General features: G+C 60.3%; 22 protein-coding genes, 4 tRNA genes and 1 pseudogene. 13 read left to right on the top strand and 14 right to left on the bottom strand.

Going from position 1 to position 26,453, the window contains the following annotated elements:
- Positions 1-344: 344 nt before the first annotated feature.
- Positions 345-1,085 carry an FKBP-type peptidyl-prolyl cis-trans isomerase gene (locus J1G34_RS25050; RefSeq protein ID WP_003190133.1) on the bottom strand — a complete coding sequence of 247 codons (741 nt, stop codon included), beginning with the start codon at positions 1,083-1,085 and terminating at the stop codon, positions 345-347.
- A 246-nt stretch (positions 1,086-1,331) separates the two neighbouring features.
- On the opposite strand from J1G34_RS25050, the gene J1G34_RS25045 reads away from it, so the two are divergent.
- The 3 genes from J1G34_RS25045 to J1G34_RS25035 are packed head-to-tail and all read left to right on the top strand — an operon-like array spanning position 1,332 to position 5,183.
- The gene (locus J1G34_RS25045; protein WP_065893692.1) at positions 1,332-3,140 is read left to right on the top strand and encodes a di-heme-cytochrome C peroxidase; all 1,809 of its coding nucleotides are present in this window, start codon (positions 1,332-1,334) and stop codon (positions 3,138-3,140) included.
- Entirely contained in the window at positions 3,137-4,303 is a 1,167-nt protein-coding gene (locus tag J1G34_RS25040; RefSeq protein ID WP_222994789.1) for a catalase family protein, read from the top strand. The genes J1G34_RS25045 and J1G34_RS25040 overlap by 4 nt, the downstream gene beginning before the upstream one ends.
- Before the next feature lie 34 nt (positions 4,304-4,337).
- Complete coding sequence (locus J1G34_RS25035; RefSeq protein WP_459077118.1) at positions 4,338-5,183, top strand: GNAT family N-acetyltransferase; 846 nt, start codon at positions 4,338-4,340, stop codon at positions 5,181-5,183.
- Here J1G34_RS25035 and J1G34_RS27500 read toward each other — a convergent pair.
- Together J1G34_RS27500 and J1G34_RS25030 are read right to left on the bottom strand one after the other, a co-directional pair.
- Positions 5,173-5,271: pseudogene (locus J1G34_RS27500) on the bottom strand (LysR family transcriptional regulator); the annotation flags it as partial. The gene J1G34_RS25035 and the pseudogene J1G34_RS27500 sit on opposite strands and share 11 nt — an antisense overlap.
- 104 nt (positions 5,272-5,375) lie before the next feature.
- A complete protein-coding gene (locus J1G34_RS25030) occupies positions 5,376-5,876 on the bottom strand; it encodes an Lrp/AsnC family transcriptional regulator (RefSeq protein WP_065888210.1) in 501 nt (166 codons plus the stop codon).
- A gap of 119 nt (positions 5,877-5,995) precedes the next feature.
- On the opposite strand from J1G34_RS25030, the gene J1G34_RS25025 reads away from it, so the two are divergent.
- The 3 genes from J1G34_RS25025 (at position 5,996) to J1G34_RS25015 (ending at position 9,692) form a co-directional block, all read left to right on the top strand.
- Positions 5,996-7,030: a histone deacetylase family protein gene (locus tag J1G34_RS25025; RefSeq protein ID WP_065888209.1), complete on the top strand. Its 1,035-nt coding sequence runs from the start codon at positions 5,996-5,998 to the stop codon at positions 7,028-7,030.
- 47 nt (positions 7,031-7,077) lie between these two features.
- Entirely contained in the window at positions 7,078-8,130 is a 1,053-nt protein-coding gene (locus J1G34_RS25020; protein WP_065937438.1) for an ornithine cyclodeaminase, read from the top strand.
- A gap of 146 nt (positions 8,131-8,276) precedes the next feature.
- Positions 8,277-9,692: an amino acid permease gene (locus J1G34_RS25015; RefSeq protein ID WP_222994787.1), complete on the top strand. Its 1,416-nt coding sequence runs from the start codon at positions 8,277-8,279 to the stop codon at positions 9,690-9,692.
- A 175-nt stretch (positions 9,693-9,867) separates the two neighbouring features.
- Here J1G34_RS25015 and J1G34_RS25010 read toward each other — a convergent pair.
- The 4 genes from J1G34_RS25010 to J1G34_RS24995 form a co-directional block, all read right to left on the bottom strand.
- Positions 9,868-9,944: transfer RNA gene (locus tag J1G34_RS25010), tRNA-Asp, on the bottom strand.
- A gap of 19 nt (positions 9,945-9,963) precedes the next feature.
- Positions 9,964-10,039, bottom strand: a tRNA-Val gene (locus tag J1G34_RS25005).
- Positions 10,040-10,216: 177 nt separating this feature from the next.
- Positions 10,217-10,293: transfer RNA gene (locus J1G34_RS25000), tRNA-Asp, on the bottom strand.
- A 19-nt stretch (positions 10,294-10,312) separates the two neighbouring features.
- Positions 10,313-10,388 (bottom strand) — tRNA-Val (locus J1G34_RS24995).
- Between the two features lie 159 nt (positions 10,389-10,547).
- Between J1G34_RS24995 and rdgC the strand changes: the two genes are divergently transcribed.
- The 3 genes from rdgC to sugE all read left to right on the top strand — a co-directional run bounded on the left by rdgC (position 10,548) and on the right by sugE (position 13,009).
- Positions 10,548-11,468, top strand: a complete 921-nt coding sequence (gene rdgC, locus J1G34_RS24990) for a recombination-associated protein RdgC (protein ID WP_065937440.1) — start codon at positions 10,548-10,550, stop codon at positions 11,466-11,468.
- Positions 11,469-11,623: 155 nt separating this feature from the next.
- Positions 11,624-12,589, top strand: a complete 966-nt coding sequence (locus J1G34_RS24985; protein ID WP_065893685.1) for a bile acid:sodium symporter family protein — start codon at positions 11,624-11,626, stop codon at positions 12,587-12,589.
- Between the two features lie 105 nt (positions 12,590-12,694).
- Positions 12,695-13,009: a quaternary ammonium compound efflux SMR transporter SugE gene (gene sugE, locus J1G34_RS24980; protein ID WP_065888204.1), complete on the top strand. Its 315-nt coding sequence runs from the start codon at positions 12,695-12,697 to the stop codon at positions 13,007-13,009.
- Between the two features lie 108 nt (positions 13,010-13,117).
- On the opposite strand, the gene J1G34_RS24975 is transcribed toward sugE, so the two are convergent.
- The 3 genes from J1G34_RS24975 to J1G34_RS24965 all read right to left on the bottom strand — a co-directional run bounded on the left by J1G34_RS24975 (position 13,118) and on the right by J1G34_RS24965 (position 17,475).
- Complete coding sequence (locus J1G34_RS24975; RefSeq protein ID WP_065893684.1) at positions 13,118-14,992, bottom strand: MFS transporter; 1,875 nt, start codon at positions 14,990-14,992, stop codon at positions 13,118-13,120.
- 57 nt (positions 14,993-15,049) lie between these two features.
- A complete protein-coding gene (locus tag J1G34_RS24970) occupies positions 15,050-16,198 on the bottom strand; it encodes a TDT family transporter (protein ID WP_065937441.1) in 1,149 nt (382 codons plus the stop codon).
- 77 nt (positions 16,199-16,275) lie between these two features.
- Positions 16,276-17,475, bottom strand: a complete 1,200-nt coding sequence (locus J1G34_RS24965) for an MFS transporter (protein WP_122561320.1) — start codon at positions 17,473-17,475, stop codon at positions 16,276-16,278.
- Positions 17,476-17,596: 121 nt separating this feature from the next.
- Here J1G34_RS24965 and J1G34_RS24960 point away from each other — a divergent pair, with 121 nt between their 5' ends.
- On the top strand, positions 17,597-18,136 hold the full coding sequence (locus J1G34_RS24960) for a TetR/AcrR family transcriptional regulator (RefSeq protein WP_101221123.1): 540 nt from the start codon (positions 17,597-17,599) through the stop codon (positions 18,134-18,136).
- A 131-nt stretch (positions 18,137-18,267) separates the two neighbouring features.
- On the opposite strand, the gene J1G34_RS24955 is transcribed toward J1G34_RS24960, so the two are convergent.
- From J1G34_RS24955 to J1G34_RS24945, 3 genes are all read right to left on the bottom strand, one after another.
- Positions 18,268-19,047 carry an ABC transporter permease gene (locus J1G34_RS24955; protein WP_065888200.1) on the bottom strand — a complete coding sequence of 260 codons (780 nt, stop codon included), beginning with the start codon at positions 19,045-19,047 and terminating at the stop codon, positions 18,268-18,270.
- Positions 19,044-19,976, bottom strand: coding sequence for an ABC transporter ATP-binding protein (locus tag J1G34_RS24950; RefSeq protein ID WP_065893681.1), 933 nt, complete (start codon positions 19,974-19,976; stop codon positions 19,044-19,046). The genes J1G34_RS24955 and J1G34_RS24950 overlap by 4 nt, the downstream gene beginning before the upstream one ends.
- A gap of 135 nt (positions 19,977-20,111) precedes the next feature.
- Complete coding sequence (locus tag J1G34_RS24945; protein WP_222994786.1) at positions 20,112-20,729, bottom strand: glutathione S-transferase family protein; 618 nt, start codon at positions 20,727-20,729, stop codon at positions 20,112-20,114.
- A 362-nt stretch (positions 20,730-21,091) separates the two neighbouring features.
- Here J1G34_RS24945 and J1G34_RS24940 point away from each other — a divergent pair, with 362 nt between their 5' ends.
- Both J1G34_RS24940 and J1G34_RS24935 read left to right on the top strand, forming a co-directional pair.
- Positions 21,092-23,539, top strand: coding sequence for an acyl-CoA dehydrogenase (locus tag J1G34_RS24940; protein ID WP_065893679.1), 2,448 nt, complete (start codon positions 21,092-21,094; stop codon positions 23,537-23,539).
- Positions 23,540-23,614: 75 nt separating this feature from the next.
- Positions 23,615-24,022 carry a PA2817 family protein gene (locus J1G34_RS24935; protein WP_065888196.1) on the top strand — a complete coding sequence of 136 codons (408 nt, stop codon included), beginning with the start codon at positions 23,615-23,617 and terminating at the stop codon, positions 24,020-24,022.
- A gap of 629 nt (positions 24,023-24,651) precedes the next feature.
- On the opposite strand, the gene J1G34_RS24930 is transcribed toward J1G34_RS24935, so the two are convergent.
- A complete protein-coding gene (locus tag J1G34_RS24930; protein WP_065893678.1) occupies positions 24,652-25,584 on the bottom strand; it encodes a LysR family transcriptional regulator in 933 nt (310 codons plus the stop codon).
- A gap of 88 nt (positions 25,585-25,672) precedes the next feature.
- Between J1G34_RS24930 and J1G34_RS24925 the strand changes: the two genes are divergently transcribed.
- Positions 25,673-26,299: an alanyl-tRNA editing protein gene (locus tag J1G34_RS24925; protein ID WP_065893693.1), complete on the top strand. Its 627-nt coding sequence runs from the start codon at positions 25,673-25,675 to the stop codon at positions 26,297-26,299.
- The last annotated feature ends 154 nt before the right edge of the window (positions 26,300-26,453 follow it).

Below are 26,453 nucleotides of genomic sequence, written 5' to 3'. Positions count from 1 at the left end.
GCCGGAGAGAGGGCACACCGAGCCTAGGCGAGGTGCCGAGTGGTGGGGCAAGAGCCCTTTGGTTACTTTGGGGCTTTTCCAAAGTGACCCGCCGTCAGGGCGGAACCCTAATCAGCCGTTACCGCAGAAACGGATATGTACTCAACCCAATCCCGGCCGCCATCGGGGGCAAGCCCCCTCCCACATTTGGACCGGGATCGACTCAACAGCCTGGTCGGCTCCGAGGCCGCCGTCGGGGGCAAGCCCTCTCCCACAGTTAGATCGCAGGGAGCCAGGTAAATACCCGTCGGCGAAAACAACAACGCCCCGTCGAAACGGGGCGTTGTCGTTATTCGCTGCGCCGATTACTTCTTGGCGGCAGGTGCAGCAGGTGCGTCAGCCGCTTCAGCCTTGGCTGGGTCCTTGATGGCCAGCAACTCCAGGTCAAATACCAGCACGGAATTGGCTGGAATCGCCGGGCTCGGGCTCTGGGCGCCGTAAGCCAGGTCGGACGGAATATACAACTCGACCTTCTCGCCAACGTGCATCAGTTGCAGGCCTTCGACCCAACCCGGGATCACGCCGCTGACCGGCAGGTCAATCGGGCTGCCACGGTCCACGGAGCTGTCAAAGGTAGTGCCGTTGGTGAGCTTGCCGGTGTAGTGAACCGTCACGACGTCGGTAGGCTTGGGCTGGGCGCCGTCGGCTTTCTTCACGATCTTGTACTGCAGACCGGAAGCAGTGGTGACCACGCCGTCTTTCTTGGCGTTGTCTTCGAGGAATTTCTTGCCGGCCGCTGCCGACTCTTCACTCATTTTGGTCATGCGTTCTTCAGCGCGCTTTTGCAGTGCGGCAAAGGCTTCAACCAGTTCGTCATCCTTGAGCTTCTGTTCTTTCTTGCCGACAGCATCTTCAATGCCTTGGGCTACCGCTTTGGAGTCCAGGTCATCCATGCCTTCTTGAGCAAGGCTTTTGCCCATGTTCAGGCCGATGCCGTAGGAAGCTTTCTGCGCCGGGGTTTTCAGCTCTACGCTGGTCTGCGAATCACAACCCGCAAGTACCAGGCTAACCAGGGCCACCGCCGCCGCCAACCGATGCTGTTTCATGCTATTTCCTTGTTCATGCGCCAAAAGGGCATTCGAATAAAGTCGCGAGCTTATCAGGCGGCCACGACCAATGGCTACCGGCATGTGAGCAGGAAACGTCTGATAAGTTCACGTGTTTAAAAGCAATTTCATTCATGATGCAGGTCCGCGACGGATCGTGGGACCTGTCACTCCAGACTCATGGCCACTTGCCGCCCCCTTGGCGTAGTGGCATAACAACGCGAACAACCGACAAGGATAGTTAACTTGCGCATTTTCACCCGTGTCTTACTCCTGATCCTCCTGGTACTGGGCCTGATTCTGGCCGTGGTGCTCTATTACACGATCAACCCCAGGCTGCCGGACTACGTGCCCGTGGAGCAGGTGCACTATCAGGACCAATGGAGTGCCGCCGACCGCCAGACCTATTACTTCACGCCCCAGGGCACTCAGGTCAAAGGCCTGCACTACGACTGGTTCACCGCGCTGGAGCTGCCCTTTTCCGAGCGCCGTTTTGCCTCGCCGGAGTACCTGGCCCGCTTCGGCTTCCTGGTGGACCCGCGGCAAGCGCCCAGCGCGCAAAACCCCGGCAACCTGCCGGTGGGTTTCGCCCGGCATAAAAATGCGGGCAGCAACGTTGAATACCTGGATATCACCTGCGCCGCCTGCCACACCGGCGAGCTGCACTTCAAAGGCCAGGCCCTGCGTATCGATGGCGGCTCCGCCCAGCATGTACTGCCGTCGAGCGTGCCGACCTTGCGCGGCGGCAGCTTCGGCCAGGCGCTGGTCGCCAGCCTTGCGGCGACTTATTACAACCCGTGGAAATTCGAGCGCTTCGCCCGCCAGGTCCTGGGGGAGCGCTACGACGCCGAGCACAGCCAACTGCGCCAGGACTTCAAGCAGTCGCTGAACCGCTTCCTCAAGGTTGCCTGGAACGATACCCACCGTGGCCTATACCCCACCGAAGAAGGGCCGGGCCGCACCGACGCCTTCGGCCGCATCGCCAATGCCAGCTTTGGCGATGCCATTTCCCCGCAGAACTATCGCATCGCCAACGCGCCGGTGGACTACCCGCAATTGTGGGATATATGGACCTTCGACTGGGTGCAATGGAACGGTTCGGCCCAGCAGCCCATGGCCCGCAACATCGGTGAAGCCCTCGGCGTCGGCGCGACCCTGGACTTCTTCGACAGCGCCGGCCAGCCCCTGCAGGGCGATGCGCGCTATCCTTCCAGCGTACGCGTGCGCGACCTGAACCTGATCGAAGAGACCTTGCAACGTCTCAAGCCACCCACCTGGCCCGAAGACCTGTTCGGCGCCATCGACAAGCCCCTTGCCGCCCAGGGCCGCGCATTGTTCGCCGAGAACTGCGCCGGCTGTCACGTGCCCACCGTCACGCAAGAAGGCGGCCGGCCGGTGCAGCAACTGAAGATGCTGCCGGTGGACTACATCGGCACCGACCCCGGCACCGCCAACAACATCGCCGACCAGCGCTACGACCTCAGTGCCCTGCAATGGGACCCGGCGGAGCTGGCCGGGCTCAACGTCCAACTGCACCCCACGCCCACCGAGCCACTGGACCTGAAAAAGATGTCCGTGGCCAAGGGCCTGGCCTACGTCACCGCGTTCGTCGAGGACCACGCTTACCGCGCCGCCGGCGTGACCCCGGCCGAACGCCCGCGCCTGGACGGGTACGGCCTGCCCATCGGTGTGCGCGAGTTGCGCGCCTACAAAGCGCGGCCACTGGCTGGCGTCTGGGCAACGCCGCCGTTCCTGCATAACGGTTCGGTGCCGACGATCTACCAGTTGCTCTCGCCCCAGGACGAGCGCAGCACCACCTTCTATAAAGGCACCTTCAACTATGATCCGCGCCATCTCGGCTTTGAGACCGGCGCGTTCAAGAATGCCTTTGTGTTCGATACCAAAATCACCGGCAACCACAACAGCGGCCACGAATTCCGTGCCGGCCAGCGTGGCAACGGCGTCATCGGCCGTGGCTTGCTGCCACAGGAACGCTGGGCGCTGCTGGAATATCTCAAAGTGCTGGGCAGCCCGCTGGAGCAACAACTGCCATGATGATTCGATCCCCCTATGACCGCCCCTCCCTGCTCGCCCGCCTCTGGCTGCGCATCGGCGGGTTTCTCGGCAAAACCCTGCTGTGGCTGGTGGGTCTGGGCCTGCTCGGTTGGCTCGGCGCCAGCGCCTGGTACGCCTGGCAGCACAGCGGCCCGGTGTCGCCGGATGAGCAGATTCCGCCCGGCGAAGCCGCCATGACCCAGGGCATCATCCAGACCGCCGTGCGCATCGTCGACCAGCACCGCGAGGGCACGCGCTACCTGCGCGATGCCCACGCCAAGGCCCATGGTTGTGTGAAGGCCGAAGTCAGCGTGCTCGCCGACCTCGATCCGGCGCTGCGCCAGGGCGTGTTCGCAACGCCGGGTAAAACCTGGCAGGCGATGATGCGGCTGTCCAACGGCAATGCCTACCCGCAATTCGACAGCATCCGCGATGCCCGCGGCATGGCCATCAAGCTGCTGGACGTACCCGGCAAACAGCTGATGGCCGATCAGCAAGCGCGCACCGAGCAGGACTTCGTGATGTTCAGCCACCCGAACTTCTTTGTCAGCGATGTGGCCGAATATGCGCAGAACATCGGTGCCCAGGCGGATGGCAAAAAAGTGCTGGCGTTCTTCCCCAAGGCCGACCCGCGCACCTGGCAGATACGCCACCTGTTCATCGCCCTGGCCACCCTCGCCCCTGCCCCGGCCAGCCCGACGCAGACCACCTACTTCTCGGTTTCGCCCTACAAGTTCGGTGCGGCCAACGCCAAGTTCCGCGTCGCCCCCGACCTGCAAAGCTGTCCTGAATACACATTGCCCAAACAGAACCAGGACCTGCCGAACTTCCTGCGCAGCGCGCTCAATCAACAACTGTCCACCGACCGCGTGCCGGCATGCTTCGTGTTGCAGATCCAGCGACAGAACCCGCAGACATTCATGCCCATCGAAGACACCAGCATCGAATGGAAGGAAAGCGACGCGCCTTTTGAAACCGTGGCCAGGGTGCGGGTCCCGGCGCAGGACTTCGACACGCCCGCGCTGAATCTCGCCTGCGACAACCAGTCATTCAACCCCTGGTTCGGCGTGGCAGAACACCGCCCTATCGGCGGGATCAACCGCCTGCGCAAGGCGGTGTACGAAGCGGTCAGCGATTACCGCCACAGCCGCAACGCGCCGTAGGCGCAGTGCCTGCATGCCAGCAGAGGAAACCGATGTGAGTCCCGCTTACCTGTATCGCCCGGCAACCGCCGCCGACCTGCCCGCCGCCCATGCACTCTCCGTGCACCTTGAATGGCCTCATCGCGAGGAGGACTGGGCGATGGTGCAGCGTATCTCCGAAGGCTTCGTCGCCGAACAGGACGGTGTCTTGGCAGGCATCGCATTCGCCTGTCATCAGGGGGCCTATTCGTCCATCGGCCTGGTGATCGTCAGTCATCAGCACCGGAGCAAAGGCATCGGACGGCGCTTGATGAATCTGTGCCTGGACGCCGTGGGCCCACGCACGCCGATCCTCAATGCCACCGAGTCAGGCGCGCCGCTGTACGCCAGCATGGGATTCGTTGAATTTGCACGGATTCAGCAACATCAGGGCGTGCCGCAGATGCCGGAGCCCTTGCCCGCGAGCCGCCACGCGCTATGTCGCGTAGTGAACCGGGCCGACTACCCGAAGGTGATCGAACTGGCCAACGCCGGCAGCGGCCTGGACCGCACCGAGGTACTCAACGACCTGCTGCCGACGGCCGAGCATGTGGTGGGCATCGAGGTAGAGGGGCACCTGCAGGGGTGCGCCATGCTCCGCGAATTTGGTCGCGGCCACCTCATTGGCCCCGTCGTCGCGCACCACCCGGAGCAGGCCCGACACTTGATCACTCACCTTCTTCGGTTGATCCCGGGCGCGTTCGTGCGCTTCGATATTCCCAGCGCATGCGGGTTGGCCGACTGGCTGGAGAACCTCGGGCTGCCGTGCGTAGATAACGCGCCACGCATGGTGCGGGGGATACCGCCCCAATCAAGCGCCGGGGTCACCGAATTTGCGCTGGTGACCCAGGCGATCGGCTAATGAATACCCGCTCGCCGGCGCGTGCAATCGTGCCCTCTTCACAGACCAGAATGAACAAGTGCAAGGATAAGTGATCCAGGTGCTGCATGACGCCCCTCCCGTTGCAATGTGACGCGAACCGAACGCTGCCTTTGCCTTCAATTTCCCCGATTGCTCTACTGCACACCGAGCGTAGTGCGGTGCCCATCCCGATTAACCCTTGCTCAATTTGGGTATGGCAATGCGACTACCGGTCTTGATTTCACGCAACGCCAGACTCGACTGAATAGACGCAATACCGACCTGGCGCCTCAGCACTTGCTCGATAAAGTCGCTATAGCTGTCGAGATCCTCTGCCAACACTTGAAGCACGTAATCGGCGTCTCCGGTGATTTTGTGGCAGGCCAATACTTGCGGCAATTGTGCAATCACTGCCTCGAAGGCGTCCGGCGCATGATCGGCATGGGTGGAAAAGCGGATGTGCACGAACGCCATGATATCCAGCCCGAGCATTCTTCGATCCAGCGTTGCCTGATAACCCTTGATCACGCCCGCCTCTTCCATTCTCTTGCGCCGTCGCCAGCAAGGCGTGAGGCTCAATGAAAGCCGCTCACTGAGTTCGGCATTGGAAATGCTCGCGTCCTCCTGCAACAACTCAAGAATGGCCAGATCGGTCTCGTCGAGGCTGATGCGCCTGGATATATTTTTCTTCATTACGCTGTTCCTGAGTTAAATCGCCCGATAAATATCCTTAAGCACGAAGACAAAGCAAAGAAATCGCGTCCCGACCAGAACAGAATATTTGCACTGGCTCACATTAACGGATGCGCAGAATGTTTACAGTTTTCAGTGATTCCCACCGTCTGCACCATGGCACCGAGTTGAAGGATGGCGTGCTCAAGCCGTCGTTTGAGCAGCCCAGTCGGGCCGACACCGTTTACAACCGTGTCAAGCAAACAGGCCTTGGCCGGATAGTCGAACCGCGCGTGTTTGACCGCTCGTGTTACGTCAACGCCCACAGCGAGCGTTACGTGAGCTTCCTGGAAAGCGCCTGGTCGCAGTGGTGCGCCACAGGACGCACCCATGATGCCCTGCCACTGGTATGGCCTGTACGTGACTTGGCCAACGATCAAGTGCCGACGTTCATTGACGGCAAACTCGGTTTCTTCGCAATGGATGCCGGCTCGCCAATCACCGCCACGACCTGGCAGGCCGTCAAGACCAGTGCCGATATCGCCCTGACGGGGCTGGCACTTATCGACGAAGGCCACGACAGCGCCTTTGCCCTGTGTCGTCCGCCGGGCCATCACGCGGCGCGTGAATATATGGGGGGCTACTGCTATCTCAACAATGCGGCCATTGCTGCACAGCAGGCAATCACTCAGGGCGCCAAACGTGTCGCGGTACTCGACGTCGATTTTCATCACGGCAACGGTACCCAGAACATTTTTTATCCGCGCAATGACGTGATGTTCATCTCGCTGCATGGCGAACCGGCCGTGTCCTATCCCTACTATTCGGGGTTCAGCGATGAAATCGGCGCCGGCCACGGCGAAGGGTTCAACCTCAACTATCCATTGCCGAAAAACACCGCCTGGGAACGCTACCGCGACGCCCTGCTTCATGCCTGCGGAAAACTTCAGCAGTTCGCGCCGGAAGTACTGGTGATCTCACTGGGCGTCGACACTTTCAAGGACGACCCGATCAGTCACTTCCTTTTGGAAAGCGAGGACTTCATCGGGATCGGCGAGCTGATAGCGAGTGTGGGTTGCCCCACCCTCTTCGTGATGGAAGGCGGCTACATGGTCGATGAAATCGGCATCAATGCGGTGAACGTACTGCATGGCTTCGAGAGCAAACGCGCCTGATCCCCCTGACTCTACAACGCGTAACTGGATAGATTGGAGAATAAAAAATGACGCTCTTCCTGGATGTCGATGATGCCGCACGCCTGTTCGCCAAGATTGGTATCCGCCGGGCAATCCGTGAGATGGCCACCTACATCGAAGCAGACTATTTACGCTGGGCGCAGTTTGACAAGTCGCCGCGCACGGCCAATCACTCCGCAAATGGTGTGATCGAGCTGATGCCTACCGACGATGGCAAGCAGTACTCCTTCAAGTACGTGAATGGCCACCCGGACAATGGTCAGCAGAACCTGCTGACGGTGATGGCATTCGGTCTGCTGGCCGATGTCCACAGTGGCTATCCAACCCTGCTCAGCGAGCTGACACTGACCACTGCTGTGCGCACCGCGGCAACCTCGGCACTGGTCGCGCGTGCGCTTGCCCGTCCTGGGGCAACCTCGATGGCGCTCATTGGCAATGGTGCTCAGAGCGAGTTTCAGGCGCTGGCCTTCCACGAAATGCTGGGCATCAATGAAATTCGCATCTTCGATATTGATCGCGACGCCTCACTCAAGCTGCTGCGCAACCTGGCGGCTTTCCCGACGATCAAAGTGATTCACGCCGACTCCATACAGGAGGCGGTCAAGGGCGCGCACATTGTCACCACCGTTACCGCCGACAAGGCCTACGCGACGATCCTGACGTCCGAGATGATTGAGCCCGGTATGCATATCAATGCCGTCGGCGGCGACTGCCCGGGCAAGACCGAACTGCACGCCGACATCCTGCGCAACGCTCGGGTCATCGTGGAGTTTGAACCTCAAACGCGGATTGAAGGTGATATTCAGCAACTGGAGGCCGACTCACCCGTCATCGAGTTTTTCCGGATTGCGCAAGGCGACGTCCAGGGACGCGAGAACAATGAACAGGTGACGGTATTCGATTCAGTGGGCTTTGCCCTCGAGGATTTCTCATCGCTTCGCTACCTGCAGGTGATGGCGCACGAACATCAAGTCGGCCGCCACATCCACCTGGTACCCACGCCTGAAAATATAAAAAACCTGTTCCAGATGCTTGATCAGCAACCAACCAAAGCCGCCCCTCTGCGCACGGCCAGTTGATCTGCGAGTGACGCCCCAAGGCATCTGCAGCGGGCCGTCACTGCCCCAATAAAACAACACCGTCACCCGCCATTGCATCCTGACAGTGGCGCTGGATACCCATTTTTCTGCCAAAACTCAAAAACATAAGATCAAGAGGTTTTGAAATGAAATCGAATTCATCCGAGCGGGCTGAGCAGCCTGCGCTGCAGCGCACGCTCAGCAATCGTCACATCCAGTTAATGGCCATGGGCGGAGCCATTGGCACGGGTTTGTTCATGGGCTCCGGAAAGATCATCGCCCTCTCCGGCACCTCGATCATCCTCATCTACATGATCATTGGCCTGTTCGTTTATTTCGTCATGCGCGCCATGGGCGAAATGCTGCTATCGAATTTGAATTTCAAGACCTTTGCGGATTTCGCCGGCGCCTACCTGGGGCCTCGCGCCGCATTTTTTCTCGGTTGGTCGTATTGGCTGAGCTGGAGCGTTGCAGTGATCGGCGATGCCGTTGTCGTGGGCGGCTTTTTCCAGTACTGGTTCCCCCAACTGCCTGCCTGGATACCGGCTATCGGGATGCTGGCGACCCTGTTTGCCTTGAACGTGCTGACGGTCAGGCTTTTCGGTGAGGTCGAATTCTGGTTCGCGATCATCAAGATCATCGCCGTCGTAACGCTTATTGGCGTCAGCCTCGTGATGATTGCCAGCTCGTTCGTATCCCCCAGTGGCGTTACCGCGTCCCTGGGTCACCTGGTGGATAAACAGGCGGCATTTCCTAATGGCTTGCTGGGTTTTTTCGCCGGTTTTCAGATGGCGATATTCTCATTTGCCGGCACCGAACTGATCGGCACCGCGGCGGCAGAAACCCGATCTCCGGAGAAGACCCTACCCAAGGCAATCAACTCGATTCCGCTGCGAATCATCCTGTTCTACGTGTTGGCATTGGGCTGCATTATTGCCGTGACGTCCTGGCAGCAGGTTTCACCTGTGAAAAGTCCTTTTGTCGAACTGTTCCTCGTCGCAGGCTTTCCCGCAGCAGCCGGCATCGTTAACTTCGTGGTCCTGACATCCGCCGCTTCCTCGGCCAACAGTGGCGTATTCTCATCCAGCCGTATGCTGTTCGGGCTGGCCAATCAAGACAATGCTCCGGGTATTTTTCGGCGGCTATCGGGCAATAGCGTGCCTCTGCTGAGCCTGGCCTTCACGACATTGTTGATGCTGGTGGGTGTACTTGTGCTGTTCATCGTTCCAGAAGTCATGACCGCATTCACCATCGTTTCCACGGTGTCAGCGATTCTGGTGATATTCACCTGGTCGACCATCCTCGCGTCCTACATTGCCTATAGCAAAAAGCGCCCTGAGCTTCACGCTAAATCTGCCTACAAGATGCCGGGCGGCGTCCCAATGGCAGTGCTCTCACTGGCGTTCATGGGCTTCGTTCTCTGCCTGCTGGCATTGAGACCTGACACCCGCGTTGCCTTGATGGTCATGCCCGGATGGTTCATATGGCTGGCCATTGCTTATCAGCTGACACGTAGCAGGAAGCCTGAAACGGCGGTGGAGTCGGCGAGTCAAATCGGTTGAGCTGCGTCACGCCAGAGCAGCATTCGCTGCTGCTCTGGCGGCGCAACTTGATTATCTGACTAGAAACCGTGGCTGGAGATGCAATTGCAGCACAATAGTGCAGACGAAAAAAAGCCCGCTCTATGAGCGGGCTTCTTGTGGCGACCTGGCGTTCAGTGTTCCAGGTTGCCGAATATGGCGCAGCGGACGGGACTCGAACCCGCGACCCCCGGCGTGACAGGCCGGTATTCTAACCGACTGAACTACCGCTGCGCGTAACACATAAAGCGAATGGTGGGTGATGACGGGATCGAACCGCCGACCCTCTGCTTGTAAGGCAGATGCTCTCCCAGCTGAGCTAATCACCCTTCGTTTCGGTGTGGGCGCATCATACACCAAAAAACCGTAATGTCTTGATTTAAATGCACTTTATTTAAAAAAAGTTTACCGCACGATTTTTCGCCATATTGCGGGCAATAAAAAGCCCGCTCAATGAGCGGGCTTTCCGTGGTGACCTGGCGTTCAGCATTCCAGGTTACCGAATATGGCGCAGCGGACGGGACTCGAACCCGCGACCCCCGGCGTGACAGGCCGGTATTCTAACCGACTGAACTACCGCTGCGCGTAACACATGAAGCGAATGGTGGGTGATGACGGGATCGAACCGCCGACCCTCTGCTTGTAAGGCAGATGCTCTCCCAGCTGAGCTAATCACCCTTCGTTTCGGTGTGGCGCGCATTCTACGGAGCGCTCCCAGGTCTGGCAAGCACTTTCTTAAATCTTTTTTTTCAGCCCTTCCAATGGCTTACGCAGGGTTGGCCTGCGGCGTGATCAAGAGAATAATGCCCCCCTTTGTATAGAGGAGAGACTCACCCCATGTGGTTCAAGAACCTGCTTATCTATCGCCTGACCCAAGATCTGCCTGTTGATGCCGAGGCGTTGGAAGCGGCCATGGCCACCAAACTGGCGCGCCCGTGTGCAAGCCAGGAACTGACCACCTACGGTTTCGTTGCACCCTTTGGTAAAGGTGAAGACGCGCCCCTGGTCCACGTCAGCGGGGATTTCCTGCTGATCGCCGCGCGCAAGGAAGAACGCATCCTGCCGGGCAGCGTGGTACGCGACGCGGTTAAAGAGAAGGTTGAGGAGATCGAGGCCGAGCAAATGCGCAAGGTCTATAAAAAGGAACGCGACCAGATCAAGGATGAAATCATCCAGGCTTTCCTGCCACGCGCCTTTATTCGTCGCTCGTCGACCTTCGCCGCCATCGCGCCTAAACAGGGTCTGATCCTGGTGAACTCGGCCAGCCCGAAACGCGCAGAAGACTTGCTCTCCACCCTGCGCGAAGTGATCGGCACCCTGCCGGTGCGCCCACTGACCGTAAAAACCGCACCGACGGCGATCATGACCGACTGGGTCACCACCCAGAAACCGGCGGCCGACTTCTTCGTGCTCGACGAATGCGAACTACGCGACACCCACGAAGACGGCGGGATCGTGCGCTGCAAGCGCCAGGACCTGACCGGCGAAGAAATCCAGCTACACCTGACCACCGGCAAAGTCGTGACCCAATTGTCCCTGGCCTGGCAGGACAAGCTGTCCTTCATGCTCGACGACAAGATGACCGTCAAGCGCCTGAAGTTCGAAGACTTGCTGCAGGACCAGGCCGAACAGGACGGCGGCGACGAAGCCCTGGGCCAATTGGACGCCAGCTTTACCCTGATGATGCTGACCTTCGGCGAATTCCTGCCGGCGTTGGTGGAAGCACTCGGCGGTGAAGAGACCCCACAAGGCATCTAAGCCATGTGAAAGTCAAAATGTGGGAGGGGGCTTGCTCCCGATAGCGGTGTATCAGGCAAAAATCCATTAGCTGATACACCGCCATCGGGGGCAAGCCCCCTCCCACTTTTGATTGCATTGCCAATTCAAAAATCGAACAAGAAAGGACACCCTCCATGCGCGCACTCGCCGCCTTGAGCCGCTTCGTCGGCAATACCTTCGCCTACTGGGTGTTGATCTTTGCCGTCGTCGCATTTCTCCAACCCAGCTGGTTCCTCGGCCTGAAAAGCGCCATCGTCCCACTGCTGGGCCTGGTGATGTTCGGCATGGGCCTGACCTTGAAACTCGAAGACTTCGCCGAGGTCGCCCGCCATCCGTGGCGCGTCGCCCTGGGCGTGGTCGCGCATTTTGTGATCATGCCCGGCGTGGCGTGGTTGTTGTGCCAGGTCTTTCACCTGCCGCCGGAAATTGCCGTTGGCGTGATTCTGGTGGGCTGCTGCCCAAGCGGTACGTCATCCAACGTAATGACCTGGCTGGCCCGTGGCGACCTGGCACTGTCGGTGGCCATCGCCGCCGTCACCACCCTCCTCGCCCCGCTGCTCACCCCGGCGCTGATCTGGCTGCTGGCCTCGGCCTGGCTGCCGGTGTCGTTCATGGAGCTGTTCTGGTCGATCCTGCAAGTGGTGCTGCTGCCAATCGTGCTCGGCGTAGTCGCGCAACGCTTGCTGGGTGATCGGGTTCGTCATGCGGTCGATGTGCTGCCACTGGTCTCGGTGGTCAGCATTGTGATCATCGTGGCTGCCGTGGTCGCCGCCAGTCAGGCGAAGATTGCCGAGTCGGGCCTGTTGATCATGGCCGTGGTGATGCTGCACAACAGCTTCGGCTACCTGCTCGGCTACTTCACCGGGCGCCTGTTCAAGTTGCCATTGGCGCAACGCAAGTCGTTGGCGCTGGAAGTGGGCATGCAGAACTCCGGGCTCGGCGCCGCGTTGGCCAGTGCGCACTTCTCGCCACTGGCGGCGGTGCCCAGTGCGCTGTTCAGCGTCTGGCACAATATTTCCGGGGCGTTGCTCTCGACTTACTTTCGACGCATGAGCGAGAAGGAAGATCGCCGCGCGCTGGAGAATACCCCGCCCACTTGATCGACCGGCCCATGTTCGGCACTCTTGGCACCTCGCGGGGACGACCCCGCGACGCCAATGCGCGTTGACTCCGGGGACGACCCCGCCTGAAGAAGCGAGGTCATCATGTCCTGGATCATTCTGTTTTTCGCCGGGTTGTTTGAAGTCGGCTGGGCCGTCGGCCTGAAGTACACCGACGGCTTCAGCAAGCCCCTGCCCACCGTACTCACTGTCGCCGCCATGGCCATCAGCCTTGGCCTGCTGGGGCTGGCGGTGAAGGAACTGCCGCTGGGCACCGCCTACGCCGTATGGACCGGCGTTGGTGCGGTGGGCACGGTGATCGCCGGGATTATTCTGTTTGGGGAGTCCATGGCGTTGTTTCGGTTGGCCAGCGTGGCGTTGATCATTTGCGGGCTGATTGGGCTCAAGATCAGCGCGTAGGCCGCTACCGCCATCGGGGGCAAGCCCCCTCCCACATTTTGAATGCGTTCACAAATCAAAAGTGGGAGGGGGCCTGCCCCCGATGAGGCCAGTCCCTCCAGCACAGAACTACCTGACACTCCCCCGCAGAACACCGACCACAGCCTGCAACTGCGCAGGCGTCGCGTCCTCTGTACGAACAGGCTCCCCCGCCACCAGCACCACCCGCGACCAGATCCGATGAAAGAACCCCTTGTTCGGATCGCGACTGAAAAAACTGCCCCACAGCCCCTGCAACGCCAGCGGAATCACCGGCACCGGCGTCTCTTCCAGAATGCGCGTCACGCCACCGCGAAACTCATTCATCTGGCCATCCCCGGTCAACTTGCCTTCCGGGAAGATGCACACCAGCTCGCCATCCCTCAGGTACTCGGCAATCCGCGCGAAGGCCTTTTCGTATATCTGGATGTCCTCGTGACGCCCGGCAATCGGAATCGCTCCGGCGGTGCGGAAGATAAAGTTGAGCACCGGCAAACGGTAGATTTTGTAGTACATGACAAAACGAATCGGCCGACGCACTGCGCCACCAATCAGCAGCGCATCGACAAACGACACATGGTTGCAAACGAGCAAGGCCGCGCCTTCATCCGGAATCCGTTCCAGATTGCGGTGCTCGACGCGGTACATGGAATGGCTGAGCAGCCAGATCATGAAGCGCATGGTGAACTCGGGCACGATCTTGAAGATGTAGGTATTGACCGCGATGTTGAGCAGCGACACCACCAGGAACAACTCGGGGATCGACAGCTTGGCCACGCTCAGCAGCAGGATCGACACGATGGCCGACACCACCATGAACAGTGCATTGAGAATGTTGTTGGCCGCGATCACGCGCGCACGCTCGTTTTCGGCGGTGCGCGACTGGATCAGCGCGTACAGCGGCACGATGTAAAAGCCGCCGAACACGCCCAGGCCGAGGATATCGAACAACACCCACCAGGCCTGCCCGTAGCCGAGCACCGCCAGCCAGTCGTTGGCCTGGATATTCTGGGGGAAGCCGCCGGAGTGCCACCACAGCAGCAGGCCGAACACCGTCAGGCCGAACGAGCCGAACGGCACCAGGCCGATCTCCACTTTACGTCCCGAGAGCTTTTCGCAGAGCATCGAGCCCAGGGCGATCCCCACCGAGAACACGGTGAGGATCAGGGTCACGACGGTTTCATCGCCATACAGCCATTCCTTGGCGTAGGCCGGAATCTGCGTCAGGTAGATCGCGCCGACGAACCAGAACCATGAATTGCCGACGATGGACCGCGACACCGCCGGGGTCTGTCCCAGGCCCATGCGCAACGTGGCCCAGGATTGGGTGAAGATATTCCAGTCCAGGCGCAATTGCGGCGTGGAGGCCGCCGCCCGTGGAATGCTGCGGCTGGCCAGGTACCCCAGCACCGCCACGCCGACAATCGCCACGGCCACTACCGGCGCGTAATGGGTGGACGACATCATGATGCCCGCGCCGATGGTGCCGGCAAGAATCGCCAGGAACGTGCCCATTTCCACCAGGCCGTTGCCGCCGACCAACTCATCGTCATGCAGGGCCTGGGGCATGATCGAATATTTCACCGGGCCGAACAGCGCCGAGTGGGTGCCCATGGCGAACAGTGCCAACAGCATCAATTCCAGGTGATTGAAGAGAAAACCGGTGGCGCCCACGGCCATGATCACGATTTCACCGAGCTTGATCGCGCGGATCAACGCGTCCTTGTTGAATTTCTCGCCAAACTGCCCGGCCAGCGCCGAGAACAGGAAGAACGGCAGGATGAACAGCAAGGCGCACAGGTTGACCCAGATGGAACGGTCGCCCTCAATGCTGAGCTTGTAGAGAATCGCCAGAATCAGCGATTGCTTGAAGATGTTGTCGTTGAAAGCGCCCAAAAGCTGGGTGATGAAAAACGGCAGGAAACGCCGTGTGCGCAGCAAGGTGAATTGTGAGGGGTGGCTCATCGTCCGTGTTCCTGCGTGGCCTGTTATTAGTCAGGCCACGACTTTACCTAATCCCGCTTACTTATTCGCTAGCCCCGCAATGCATGGCGAAACAAAAAGCTCGCCTTTGTAGGCTCCCTGCACCGTGCGCGTGGCTACGATCAGCCACATCAGCGCCAGAGCCACCACTAGCACACTGCCCAATACGCTGAAGAACCCCAGGTGCAGCACGCTGGCAAGCTTGAGCGTGGCCAGCGCGTAAACCCCCAGCGGAAAGGTAAAGCCCCACCAGCCCAGGTTGAACGGAATACCGCCGCGCAGGTAACGCAGGGTGATCAACACCGCCATCAACATCCACCACAAGCCGAAGCCCCACAGAGTGATGCCGGCCACCAGGCCGAGCCCGTTGGCCATTTCGCCGACTCCCGGCAAGCCATTGGCGGCAAAGATCGCCGGCGCATCGCCGCCCAGCAGCAACATGCCCAGGGCACCTGTACCGATGGGGCCCAGCGCCAGCCAGCTCGAGGCCGCCATATTGGCGTGGGGCAGTTTATGCAGGGCCATGCGCAGCATCAGGATGGTCAGGATGCTGAAGGCGACCGGCAGCGAGAACGCCCAGAGTACGTAACTGGTCACCAGCATCACCAGTTGCCCATGGGCATCGGCCAGGTGCGGCGCCAGCAGGCCACCGCTGGCGGCGGCGACTTCGGCGGCCACCACCGGCAGCAACCACACCGCAGTCATCTGGTCGATGCTGTGTTCCTGGCGGGTGAACATCATGAACGGAATCAACACACCGCAGGCCAACGCCATGGCCACGTCCAGCCACCACAGGGCTTCGGCCAGGGGAATCACAGCACTGCCCCAGCGCGGCAGGCCGAACAGCAGCAAACCATTCAGAATGGTGGCCAGACCCATGGGGATGGTGCCGAAAAACATCGAGACCGTGGAATGCCCGAAAATCCGGCGCGCCTCGTGGAAAAACATCAGCCAACGTGCGCCATACAGCACGCTGAACAAGACGAACAGGCCGATGGTGAACATCCACAGGCCTTCGGCGACCGCACGCAAACCAGGCAGATTGACCGGCAGTTGCGCCAGGGCCAGCGCCAGCACGCCGGTCCCCATGGTCGCGGCAAACCAGTTCGGGGTGAACTGGCGAATCACTTCCCGGGGACGGGTCAGGTGGCTGAAGGGTTTATAGCTGATGCTTGTCGAGCAGGTCATGATGGCAATCCTCTTCCTCGCATGAGGTTGCAGCCATCATAGAAGCGTATCGAATATCTATATAACGGGTAATATCTCTAACAGTTATCTGTTTTACAGATGTTCGGCACTGGCGTGCGCTGCCATGCCAGTCCGGCCAAGGCACCCACGGCGAGCAGAATAATCAGCGCGCCGTACGCATCCGTGGTCGCGATCAAACCGAATTCGCGACTCAGGTTACCGGCCAACAGCGCCGGCAGGCAGAACGCCAGGTAACTCAATACATAGAACGCCGACATCAACCCCGCTCGCTCGTGAGGCAGCGCCAACCCTACGATGCTGCGCACACTGCCCATGAACCCGCCGCCGAAACCCAGGCCGGCAACCACACTGGCCGCAAAGAACAGCCACAGGCTGGCACTTTGCACAGCCACCAGCAACAGCGCCACGCCGGTCGCCAGCAGCACCGCCGACAGCCGCATGACCTTGTCCGCAGGGTGCTCGCGCAGGCTGTAGATCATCACCGCGCCACTGAGGGTGATCACCGCCACCAGGCCACCGCCGATCAGGTGCGACGTCGACCCCGTCGCGGCCCGCACCAGGGAGGGCGCCAGGGATGAAAAGAACCCTCCCAACGCCCATACCGCCACATTCAGCGGCATGGCCAAGGCCAGGGCACGGCGTGCCTGCTTCGGTACATGCAGAGTCGGCGCCAGGGACTTCAAGGCCCCCGGAATGCGGCTGACGGTTTCCGGCAAGCGCCAGACATACAACGCCTGAAGCATCATCAATCCGAGCAGGGCAAAGTAGATCAGTTGGGTCGGCCACGGTGCGTATTCCACCAACAAACCGCTGCCCAGGCCGCCACTGGCCATTCCCAGCATGGGCGCGAGGCTGTTGAGCATCGGCCCGCGCAGGCGGTCGGTGTCAAGCAACGTCGCACCCAGGACTGCCGTCGCCGTCCCGGTGGCGAAACCTTGCAGCGCGCGCGCGGCAATCAAGCACGCGGTGCTGTCGGCGTTGATAAACAGCAGCATCGCCACGATATTCAGGACCAACGCGACGAAAATCACCGGCTTGCGCCCGACATAATCCGACAGCGAGCCCACCGTCAGCAGCGCCGCCAGCAGGCTCACGGCATACACGGCAAAGATCAGCGTCAGCATCGCTGCGGAGAAATGCAGGTTGTCCTGATACACCTGATACAGGGGCGTCGGCGCGCTGGAGGCGGCGAGAAAGGTCAGTACGGTGATGACCAGGAATGTCAGGCTGGAACGTTGAGACAGGTTGCTGGGCATAGGCTTGCTGGACATAGGCTTGCTTGACATAGGCACGCTCCGCTAAAGCTAATATTTTGCTTTTGTGAAGTGTGCTACCCGTCGACGCTTAAAGCAAATTCTTTGTGTTAAGGTTTTATCCATGGCGATCAAAGAAGGCCTTCGCCCGGGGGGCCGTAGTGCCCGGGTACAAGAATCGGTGCATTCGGCCGTCCGCGAACTGCTGCAGGCCCATGAACGCGCCACCATCACCGTACCGATGATTGCGACACGCGCGGGCGTCACCCCCTCGACCATATACCGTCGCTGGGGCGACCTCTCCGCCGTGCTGGCTGACGTAGCCCTGGCACGCATGCGCCCGGACACCGAGCCGGCCACTACCGGCAGCCTGCGCGGCGACCTGCTGGCCTGGGCTGAGCAATACCTGGACGAAATGAGTTCGGAGCCCGGGCGCAACATGATGCGCGACGTGCAGTGCAGCCTGACGCCGGGGTATTGCGTGAGTATCTTGAGCGGGCAATTGCAGGTCATTGTCGATCGTTACCCGGAGCAGGCAGCCCCCAGCGTGGACCGCCTGATCAACCTGCTCGCGGCGCCCACGGTGTTTCGTATTCTGTTTTCGACAGAGCCCCTGAGCGTCGAAGAGCTGCATGCCCTGATCGACCTGGCACTGACAAACTAAAGCCTTGCACAAAGCAAATGTGGGAGGGGGCTTGCCCCCGATGGCAGTGTGTCAGCCAGCTGATCTGCAACTGACACACCGCTATCGGGGGCAAGCCCCCTCCCACATTTTCAACCGCGTTTTAACCGGTATTACGTACGCATCCCACGCCCGCTCACGAGCAATCGCGCGCATCCGACGTACAAGACGATGGTGGCAACGATCATGAAGGTGATCGCCACGCTGATCTTGATATCCGACACTCCCAGAATGCCGTAGCGGAAGGCGTTGACCATGTGCAGCACCGGGTTGGCCAGGGACACGGTCTGCCAGAACGGCGGCAGCAACGTGATGGAGTAGAACACCCCGCCCAGGTAGGTCAGCGGCGTCAGCACGAACGTCGGGATGATCGAAATATCATCGAAGTTGCGCGCAAATACCGCGTTGATGAAGCCGAGCAGCGAGAAGATCGTTGCCGTCAGTACCACCACCAGAATGGTGACCCCCAGGTGATGCACTTGCAGGTGGGTAAAGAACAACGACAGCAAGGTCACGATCACGCCCACCATCAAGCCGCGCAGCACGCCGCCCAACGTGTAGCCGATCAGGATCGTGTGCGGCGACACCGGTGAAACCATCAGTTCTTCGATGGAGCGCTGGAATTTGCTGCCAAAGAAACTTGACACCACGTTGCCGTAGGAGTTGGTGATCACCGACATCATGATCAGGCCCGGCACGATGTACTCCATGTAGGTGAAGCCACCCATGTCACCGATCTGCCGACCGATCAGGTTTCCGAAGATCACAAAGTACAGGACCATGGTGATCGCCGGTGGCAGCAGGGTCTGCGGCCAGATTCGGGTAAAGCGCTTCACCTCGCGGTAGACGATGGTCTGCAGCGCGACGAGGTTGGGTTGCAGTTCGGAACTCATACCGCCACCTTCGCCAGATTTTTCTCCACCAGGGACACGAACAACTCCTCAAGGCGATTGGTTTTGTTACGCAGGCTCGTTACCTCGATATTCTGAGTCGCCAGTTGGCTGAACAGCGCAGTGATGCCCATGGCTTTGTCCACCTGGACTTCAAGCGTGTGGCTGTCCACCAGACGGCTTGGGTAGCCCAACAGTTGCGGCGGCGCCGACAGATTGTTCTTCAGGTCGAGCAGGAAGGTTTCCACATGCAGCTGGCCCAGCAGGTTACGCATGCTGGTGTTCTCGACAATGGTGCCGTGGTCGATGATGCCGATATTGCGGCACAGCTGTTCAGCTTCCTCGAGATAGTGCGTGGTGAGGATGATGGTGATGCCCTTCTCGTTCAGCTCGGTGAGAAAGGTCCACATCGAACGACGCAACTCGATGTCCACACCCGCGGTGGGTTCGTCGAGGATCAGCAGGCGCGGCTCATGCACCAGCGCACGGGCGATCATCAGGCGGCGCTTCATGCCTCCGGACAACGAGCGCGAAGGCACGTCACGCTTGTCCCACAGGCCCAATTGGGTCAGGTATTGCTCGGCGCGCTCCTTGGCGACTTTCATCGGGATGCCGTAGTAGCCGGCCTGCGTCACGACGATGTCGAAGGTCTTTTCAAACTGGTTGAAATTGAATTCCTGGGGCACCACGCCGATCGAGCGCTTGAGCGCCGCCGGGGACTTGTCCAGGTCATGACCAAAAATATTCACCGTGCCGCTGGTCTTGTTGACGAGGGTCGAGAGGATACCGATGGTGGTGGATTTGCCGGCACCGTTGGGGCCGAGCAAGGCGAAGAAGTCACCTTCAGCAACGTCCAGATCGATACCACTCAGGGCCTGGAAACCGTTGCCGTAGGTTTTGGTTAGCTGCCGGATGGACAGAGCGGAACTCATATCTGATTACGCACCAAAGAAAAGAATAGAAACAATAGATGAGGGCACACCGCAGGTAGTTCAACCTGCGATGAGGTGCGAGCATGGTGCGTGCCCGCGCTGCACAAGTACAGTCACCCGTATTAATAGTGTGTATTAAGTCAACGCGGTCATCACCGCTTTGCGGTAGGCCGGACGTTGTTGCAGGCGCTGGTACCAGGCTTCCAGGTTAGGCATTGACGGGCGTTCGATGGGCATTTCGAACCAGGCGTAGATGAAGCAGCCCAGTGGGATATCGCCCATGCCGAACGCCTGGCCGCTAAGGTAGGGTTGCGCAGCCAGGGCTTGTTCTACGGTGTCGAGCGCATCGATGCAGGCTTGGCGCCCGGCGTTGATACTTTCCCAGTTGCGCTTTTCGGCGGGTGTACGCAGGATGCCCCAGAACACTGCCTTGAATGGATCGGCGAGCGTCGAGGTGGTCCAGTCCATCCACTTCTCGGCGCCGGCCCGGATTTGCAGGTCACTGGGGTAAAATTCCGACGCGTGCTTGGCGCACAGGTAGCGCACGATGGTGTTGGATTCCCACAGTACAAAGTCGCCATCTTCAATCATCGGCACCCGGCCATTGGGGTTCAAGGCCCGATATTGCGGGGTGTCGACCACACCAAACGCCCCGCCCGCATCAATTGCCTCATAGTCCAGGCCGAGCTCCTCGGCGCACCACAGTGCTTTCCTGACGTTTGATGAATTTTTACGACCCCAGATTTTCAGCATGACCGCGCCTTATCGTTGTTGAACATGGCTTGATGAACGCCGCAGCATACGCCGGTTCAGGCGCGGCTTGAATCACTCTGCATGGCGCCCGGCATTGAGTCAGCGCAACGCACAGTCTCACCGATTGCACGGCAAAGACTGACCGGTCATATAAATCCCCATGGGTTCCGCGACGTCTCGGGGCGAACTCCACCACCACAGGGCGGTCACTGATGAAGAGGCTGGCGATGAAGCGGTACTCAGCTACATAGCGCACTGATGGCTGTCCCCAGTACAAACTTGTAACACCCTGATCACCCCGCTTGGCCGGACGCCGTCTAAGCTCCCTGGTGGTTTCGCCCTGGTTTCACGGAGGATTGAATATGCTGTTGTTGTGGATACTGGTTCTGGTGGTCGGCATTGCCTACCTGGCACACCGGCGCACTGCGCCCCTGCCTGCCCTGGGTGTGGTCGCCGTCTACCTGTTGGCGATGGGCGCCTGGAGCCATGCCCCGGGTTGGCTGCTGCTGATTTTCTGGGTGCTGATCGCCGTCGTGGCCCTGCCGCTGTTGCTGCCCGACCTGCGCCGCCAATACTTCACCAAGCCGCTGTTCAGCTGGTTCCAGAAAGTCCTGCCGCCGATGTCCGAAACCGAGCGCGATGCGATCGACGCGGGCACCGTGTGGTGGGACGGCGAACTGTTCAGCGGGCGTCCTGACTGGGACAAATTGCTGGCCTACCCCAAGGTGCAATTGACTGAAGAAGAACAGGCGTTCATCGACGGGCCCACCGAAGAGCTCTGCGCCATGGTCAGCGACTGGGAAATCGGCCAGGCCATGGACCTGCCCCCTGCGGCCTGGGAGCACATCAAGACTCATGGTTTCTTCGCCCTGATCATTCCCAAGGAATACGGCGGCAAGGGCTTCTCCGCCTATGCCCACTCCCAGGTCGCGATGAAACTGGCCACCCGCAGCGGTGATCTGGCGTCCACCGTGATGGTGCCCAATTCCCTGGGCCCCGCCGAGTTGCTGTTGCACTACGGCACCGACGAACAACGCAACCACTACCTGCCGCGCCTGGCGCGTGGCGACGATATTCCGTGTTTCGCCCTGACCGGCCCGCTGGCCGGCTCCGATGCGGGCGCCATGCCCGACACCGGCGTCATCTGCAAAGGTGAGTGGGAAGGCAAGGAAACCCTCGGCCTGCGCCTGAACTGGGAAAAGCGCTACATCACCCTCGGCCCGGTCGCGACCTTGCTCGGCCTGGCATTCAAGGCCCATGACCCGGATCATCTGCTGGGCGACGAAGAAGACCTGGGCATCAGCCTTGCGCTGATCCCTACCGACACCCCGGGTGTGGAAATCGGCCGCCGGCACCTGCCCCTGGGCGCCGCGTTCATGAACGGCCCCAATTCGGGCAAGGACGTCTTCATTCCCCTGGAATTCCTCATCGGTGGCCAGGAGATGCTCGGCAAGGGCTGGATGATGCTGATGAACTGCCTGTCCGTGGGTCGTTCAATCTCCCTGCCTGCGGTGGGCACCGGCGCCGCCAAGTTCACCAGCCTGGTGACCGGCCAATACGCGCAGGTCCGTGAACAGTTCAACGTGCCGCTGTCAGCCTTCGAAGGTATCCAGGAAGCCCTGGCACGCATCGGCGGCAACGCCTGGCTGATGGACAGCGCTCGCATGCTCACCGCCAATGCCGTGGACCTGGGCGAAAAACCCTCGGTGCTGTCGGCGATCCTCAAGTACCACCTCACCGAACGCGGCCGCGAGTGCATCAGCCATGCCATGGACGTACATGGCGGCAAGGGCATCATCATGGGCCCGAACAACTACCTGGGCCGCAGCTGGCAAGGCGCGCCGATCTTCATCACCGTGGAAGGCGCGAATATCCTCTCGCGCAACTTGATGATCTTCGGCCAGGGTGCGATTCGTTGCCATCCGTTCGTGCTCAAGGAAATGGCCCTGGCCGGTCGTGAAGACCATGACCAGGCGTTGAAGGAGTTCGATGGCCTGCTGATGCAACATATCGGTTTCGCCGTGAGCAACGCCGCCAGTACATTGGTATTGAACCTGGGCATCGGTCACTTCGAAAAGGCCCCGGGCAACCGTCTGAGCCAGGGTTATTTCCGCGCGCTGAACCGCCAGGCCGCCGCGTTCGCCCTGCTCGCGGACCTGAGCATGATGCTGCTGGGCGGCGAGTTGAAACGCCGCGAACGCCTGTCGGCGCGCCTGGGTGATGTGCTGAGCCACATGTACCTGGCCTCGGCGGCGCTCAAGCGCTACCACGACCTGGATTCGCCGGACCACCTGGAACCGCTGTTCGCCTGGGCCATGGAGGAAAGCCTTGGCCAATCCGAGCGTGCGCTGGATGAACTGCTGAGCAACTTCCCGAATAAAATCCTGGGCTGCCTGTTGCGGGTGATCGTGTTCCCGTTCGGGCGTCGTCATACCGGGCCATCCGATGCATTGGATGCCGAGGTTGCCGCCGTGATCGGCCGCGCCAAGGGCGACCCGACCCTGGAAGAGTTGCTGGCGGGCTGCTATCGCCCACAATCGGCGGAAGATCCGGTGGGCGCGCTGCAACACGCCTATGACCTGCTCGGCGCCAGCCATCCCCTGCAGAAAAAACTGCACACCGCGCTCAAGAGCGGACAGGTCAAACCGACTGCCGGTGAGTCCGCCATCGACGCCGCGCTGCACGCCGGCGTGCTGCAACCGGCCGAAGCGCAAACCCTGCGCGACGCCGAAGCGGCGCGTCGCAAGGTGATCGACGTGGATGATTTCAGCAAGGACGAGCTGATGCAGGCTGAGGGTAAAGTCCGCTGATACCGGCGGTCATATAAAAACGGGCGCGAGAGGCATATACTCTCGCGCCCGTTTTTGCTTTAGAGGACTTATCTCGTGTCCAACGTCGTTGCCGATCATCTCGCCTTGCTCGACCACCTGCGTAGCATCCTGGTTGCCGTCGGCGAAGCCGAACAGGTACCCGAGGAAAGCCATTCGCTGTTTCTGGAACGTTTCGACGAACTGCGCGCCCTGCTGCCCGTCGATCCCATCGAAAGCCAGTACCTGGGCCAGGACCTGATGAGCCAGGTCATCCTGCGCTACCCGCAGATCGCCCACCTGGTGCCGCGCGATCTGCTGTGGTTCTTTGGCGGTGATTGCCTGCATTTCATGCCCGACGAAGAACTGGACCTGTACCAGGCCCTTGAAGAACGTCGCTATGAAGCCGAGCTGAACGACGAACCGTTCGACTGGAACCAGGAAAAGCAACTGCTGGCCATGCCGGATGACCAGAGCAAGCACTGATTATCAGGGGCTTGTGTGGGAGGGGGCTTGCCCCCGATGAGCATAGGTATCTACACAATTTTGGTGCGACACCGCACCTGTGGCGAGGGAGCTAACGCGTATCTACCTGGCGCTCCGAGGTCCAAATGTGGGAGGGGGCTTGCCCCCGATGGCGGCCTCTGGGCCGACCAGGATGGCGGATCAGATCGAGTACATATCCGTTTCTGCGGTAACGGCCACTTAGGGTTCCGCCCTGACGGCGGGTCACTTTGGAAAAGCCCCAAAGTAACCAAAGGGCTCTTGCCCCACCACTCGGCACCTCGCTAATGCTCGGTGTGCCCGAACGCAGGCTTGAATCCGTGGGCCGCCGCAATGGGCCATCCATGGCCCAGTGCGGCTAACCCGGCGTCCTGCCGGGTTACCCACGGATTCAAGCCTGCGTTCGGCCAGCGTGGTTTAACGGGGCGCCTGAGATCAAGATCAAAAGCAGATCAAGAGCAAGAGCGGCTCGCTTCGCATCGTGGTTACGGTTGAGCGCTACAGAGTTGTGTAGATGCCTATGCCCCGATAGCGGCGCATCAGTCAACACATTCGGTGACTGACACACCGCCATCGGGGGCAAGCCCCCTCCCACATGTTTAACCCCATTTCTACCGACTGCGCAGTGTCGGCTCCTTCGCCATGCACTCCACCAGATAATCAATAAACACGCGCAGCTTGGGCGGCAAGTAGCGCGTAGGCGAATGCAACAACCACGCCTCGCCGTGGTAAGACGCGATAAAATCCCACGCCGGCAATACCTGCACCAACCGTCCCTCTTCCAAGGCGTGCCGCGCCGTGAAATACGGCAAGCTGCCAATCCCCACATGCTGCAACACGGCATCCAGCCGCACGCCCGTGTGGTTCGCCGCATACCGCCCGCGCACACCGACCGTCACCGCCTTGCCGTCCCGACGAAACTTCCAGCGTGAGTCACCGGGGGTTTCGCCCAGATAGATGCAACTGTGCTCCAGCAGATCATGGGGATGGCTCGGCGTGCCATGCTCGGCCAGGTACTGCGGCGTTGCGCAGAGCAAATGTTCGATCGGCAATAATTGCCGCCCGACCAGACCGGGCGGCGGGCTGTCGGTGATGCGGATGCTGAGGTCGACATTGTCGTCGATCAGATCCACAGGCCGATCCTCAAGGATCAGTTGCACATCCACCTTGGGATAGCGCCGCAGGAACGCCGGCATATGCGGATGCACCACAAACCGCCCCACTGCCTTGGGCACGCTGACCCGCACCAGGCCCTCGGCTTCATGGGTAAATTGCCCGCTGATCTCCATTACCGAACGCGCCGCGCTGACCATCTCGCGGCACCGCTTGAACACCTCTTCGCCGCCCTCGCTAAGGCGCAGCTTGCGTGTGGTGCGTTGCAACAGGCGGGTTGCCAGTGCCTGTTCCAGGCGCGAAATACTGCGGCTCACCGCCGAGGGTGAAACGCCCAGTTGCCGCGCCGCTTCGGAGAAACTGCCGGTTTCGACCACCTTGACGAAAATCGCCATTTCACCCAGCAGCGGCAAAGGAAGATTGATGCTCATGACGCACAGGTCCATTGATATTTGAATGGATTATCGCCTATCAGCGCACTATTTATACTGTGGCATCACCTGGATGCGGATGTACACGATGACCGAGCGCCTGTTTTTCACCCACGATCACCTGACAGCCGAGCTGGAAGTGCTGAGCTGCACGCCTCACGAAGAGCAATTTGCGGTGATCCTGCAATCGACGATTTTCCATCCCCAAGGCGGCGGCCAACCCTTCGACACCGGGTGGCTGGGCGACAGCCAGGTGCTGCGCGTCACGCAGGACGCAACGCATGTGGTGCATTACGTCAATCAACCCCTGGAACCCGGCCCCATCACGGCGCGGGTCGATGCATCACGCCGCGCGCTGCACACGCGCCTTCACTCAGCGGGACACCTGATTGGCAATGCCGGCGAACGCTTGGGCTGGATGCCGATCAAGGCGCATCATTGGCCGGGTGAAGGCAAGATTACTTTTATCCGCGGCGAAGCCGCGCAAGAGATGGATGCGCAGGTCCTCCAGCAACTGGTCAACCAGTGGATCGCCGCAGATTATCCACGCCACATGACGCTGGAAGAAGGCACCCGAGAAGTCGGCTTCGGTGAATTGCCGGCATACGCGTGCGGTGGCACGCATGTTCAAGCACTGAGCGAACTGGGTCAGGTAACGATCCTGGCCCTCTCGGAAAAAAAGGGCGCACTGTCGGTACGCTACGAAATCAACTGACACACCGAGCCTCAAAATGTGGGAGGGGCGTGCCCCCGATGAGCATAGGTATCTACACAATTTTGGTGCGACACCGCACCTGTGGCGAGGGAGCTAACGCGTATCTACCTGACGCTCCGAGGTCCAAATGTGGGAGGGGGCTTGCCCCCGATGG

The organism is Pseudomonas sp. Wu6 (assembly GCF_019891515.1).
Classification (GTDB): Bacteria; Pseudomonadota; Gammaproteobacteria; order Pseudomonadales; family Pseudomonadaceae; genus Aquipseudomonas; species Aquipseudomonas orientalis_A.
This window is presented reverse-complemented; position numbering and strand designations above follow the sequence as displayed.

Bases quoted from the DNA above. Each gene is read 5' to 3' on its own strand.
- J1G34_RS25050 (WP_003190133.1), bottom strand. From the start codon at position 1,085: ATGAAACAGCATCGGTTGGCGGCGGCGGTGGCCCTGGTTAGCCTGGTA.
- J1G34_RS25040 (WP_222994789.1), top strand. From the start codon at position 3,137: ATGATGATTCGATCCCCCTATGACCGCCCCTCCCTGCTCGCCCGCCTC.
- J1G34_RS25030 (WP_065888210.1), bottom strand. From the start codon at position 5,876: ATGAAGAAAAATATATCCAGGCGCATCAGCCTCGACGAGACCGATCTG.
- J1G34_RS25025 (WP_065888209.1), top strand. From the start codon at position 5,996: ATGTTTACAGTTTTCAGTGATTCCCACCGTCTGCACCATGGCACCGAG.
- J1G34_RS25020 (WP_065937438.1), top strand. From the start codon at position 7,078: ATGACGCTCTTCCTGGATGTCGATGATGCCGCACGCCTGTTCGCCAAG.
- J1G34_RS25015 (WP_222994787.1), top strand. From the start codon at position 8,277: ATGAAATCGAATTCATCCGAGCGGGCTGAGCAGCCTGCGCTGCAGCGC.
- rdgC (WP_065937440.1), top strand. From the start codon at position 10,548: ATGTGGTTCAAGAACCTGCTTATCTATCGCCTGACCCAAGATCTGCCT.
- J1G34_RS24985 (WP_065893685.1), top strand. From the start codon at position 11,624: ATGCGCGCACTCGCCGCCTTGAGCCGCTTCGTCGGCAATACCTTCGCC.
- sugE (WP_065888204.1), top strand. From the start codon at position 12,695: ATGTCCTGGATCATTCTGTTTTTCGCCGGGTTGTTTGAAGTCGGCTGG.
- J1G34_RS24975 (WP_065893684.1), bottom strand. From the start codon at position 14,992: ATGAGCCACCCCTCACAATTCACCTTGCTGCGCACACGGCGTTTCCTG.
- J1G34_RS24970 (WP_065937441.1), bottom strand. From the start codon at position 16,198: ATGACCTGCTCGACAAGCATCAGCTATAAACCCTTCAGCCACCTGACC.
- J1G34_RS24965 (WP_122561320.1), bottom strand. From the start codon at position 17,475: ATGCCCAGCAACCTGTCTCAACGTTCCAGCCTGACATTCCTGGTCATC.
- J1G34_RS24960 (WP_101221123.1), top strand. From the start codon at position 17,597: ATGGCGATCAAAGAAGGCCTTCGCCCGGGGGGCCGTAGTGCCCGGGTA.
- J1G34_RS24955 (WP_065888200.1), bottom strand. From the start codon at position 19,047: ATGAGTTCCGAACTGCAACCCAACCTCGTCGCGCTGCAGACCATCGTC.
- J1G34_RS24950 (WP_065893681.1), bottom strand. From the start codon at position 19,976: ATGAGTTCCGCTCTGTCCATCCGGCAGCTAACCAAAACCTACGGCAAC.
- J1G34_RS24945 (WP_222994786.1), bottom strand. From the start codon at position 20,729: ATGCTGAAAATCTGGGGTCGTAAAAATTCATCAAACGTCAGGAAAGCA.
- J1G34_RS24940 (WP_065893679.1), top strand. From the start codon at position 21,092: ATGCTGTTGTTGTGGATACTGGTTCTGGTGGTCGGCATTGCCTACCTG.
- J1G34_RS24930 (WP_065893678.1), bottom strand. From the start codon at position 25,584: ATGAGCATCAATCTTCCTTTGCCGCTGCTGGGTGAAATGGCGATTTTC.
- J1G34_RS24925 (WP_065893693.1), top strand. From the start codon at position 25,673: ATGACCGAGCGCCTGTTTTTCACCCACGATCACCTGACAGCCGAGCTG.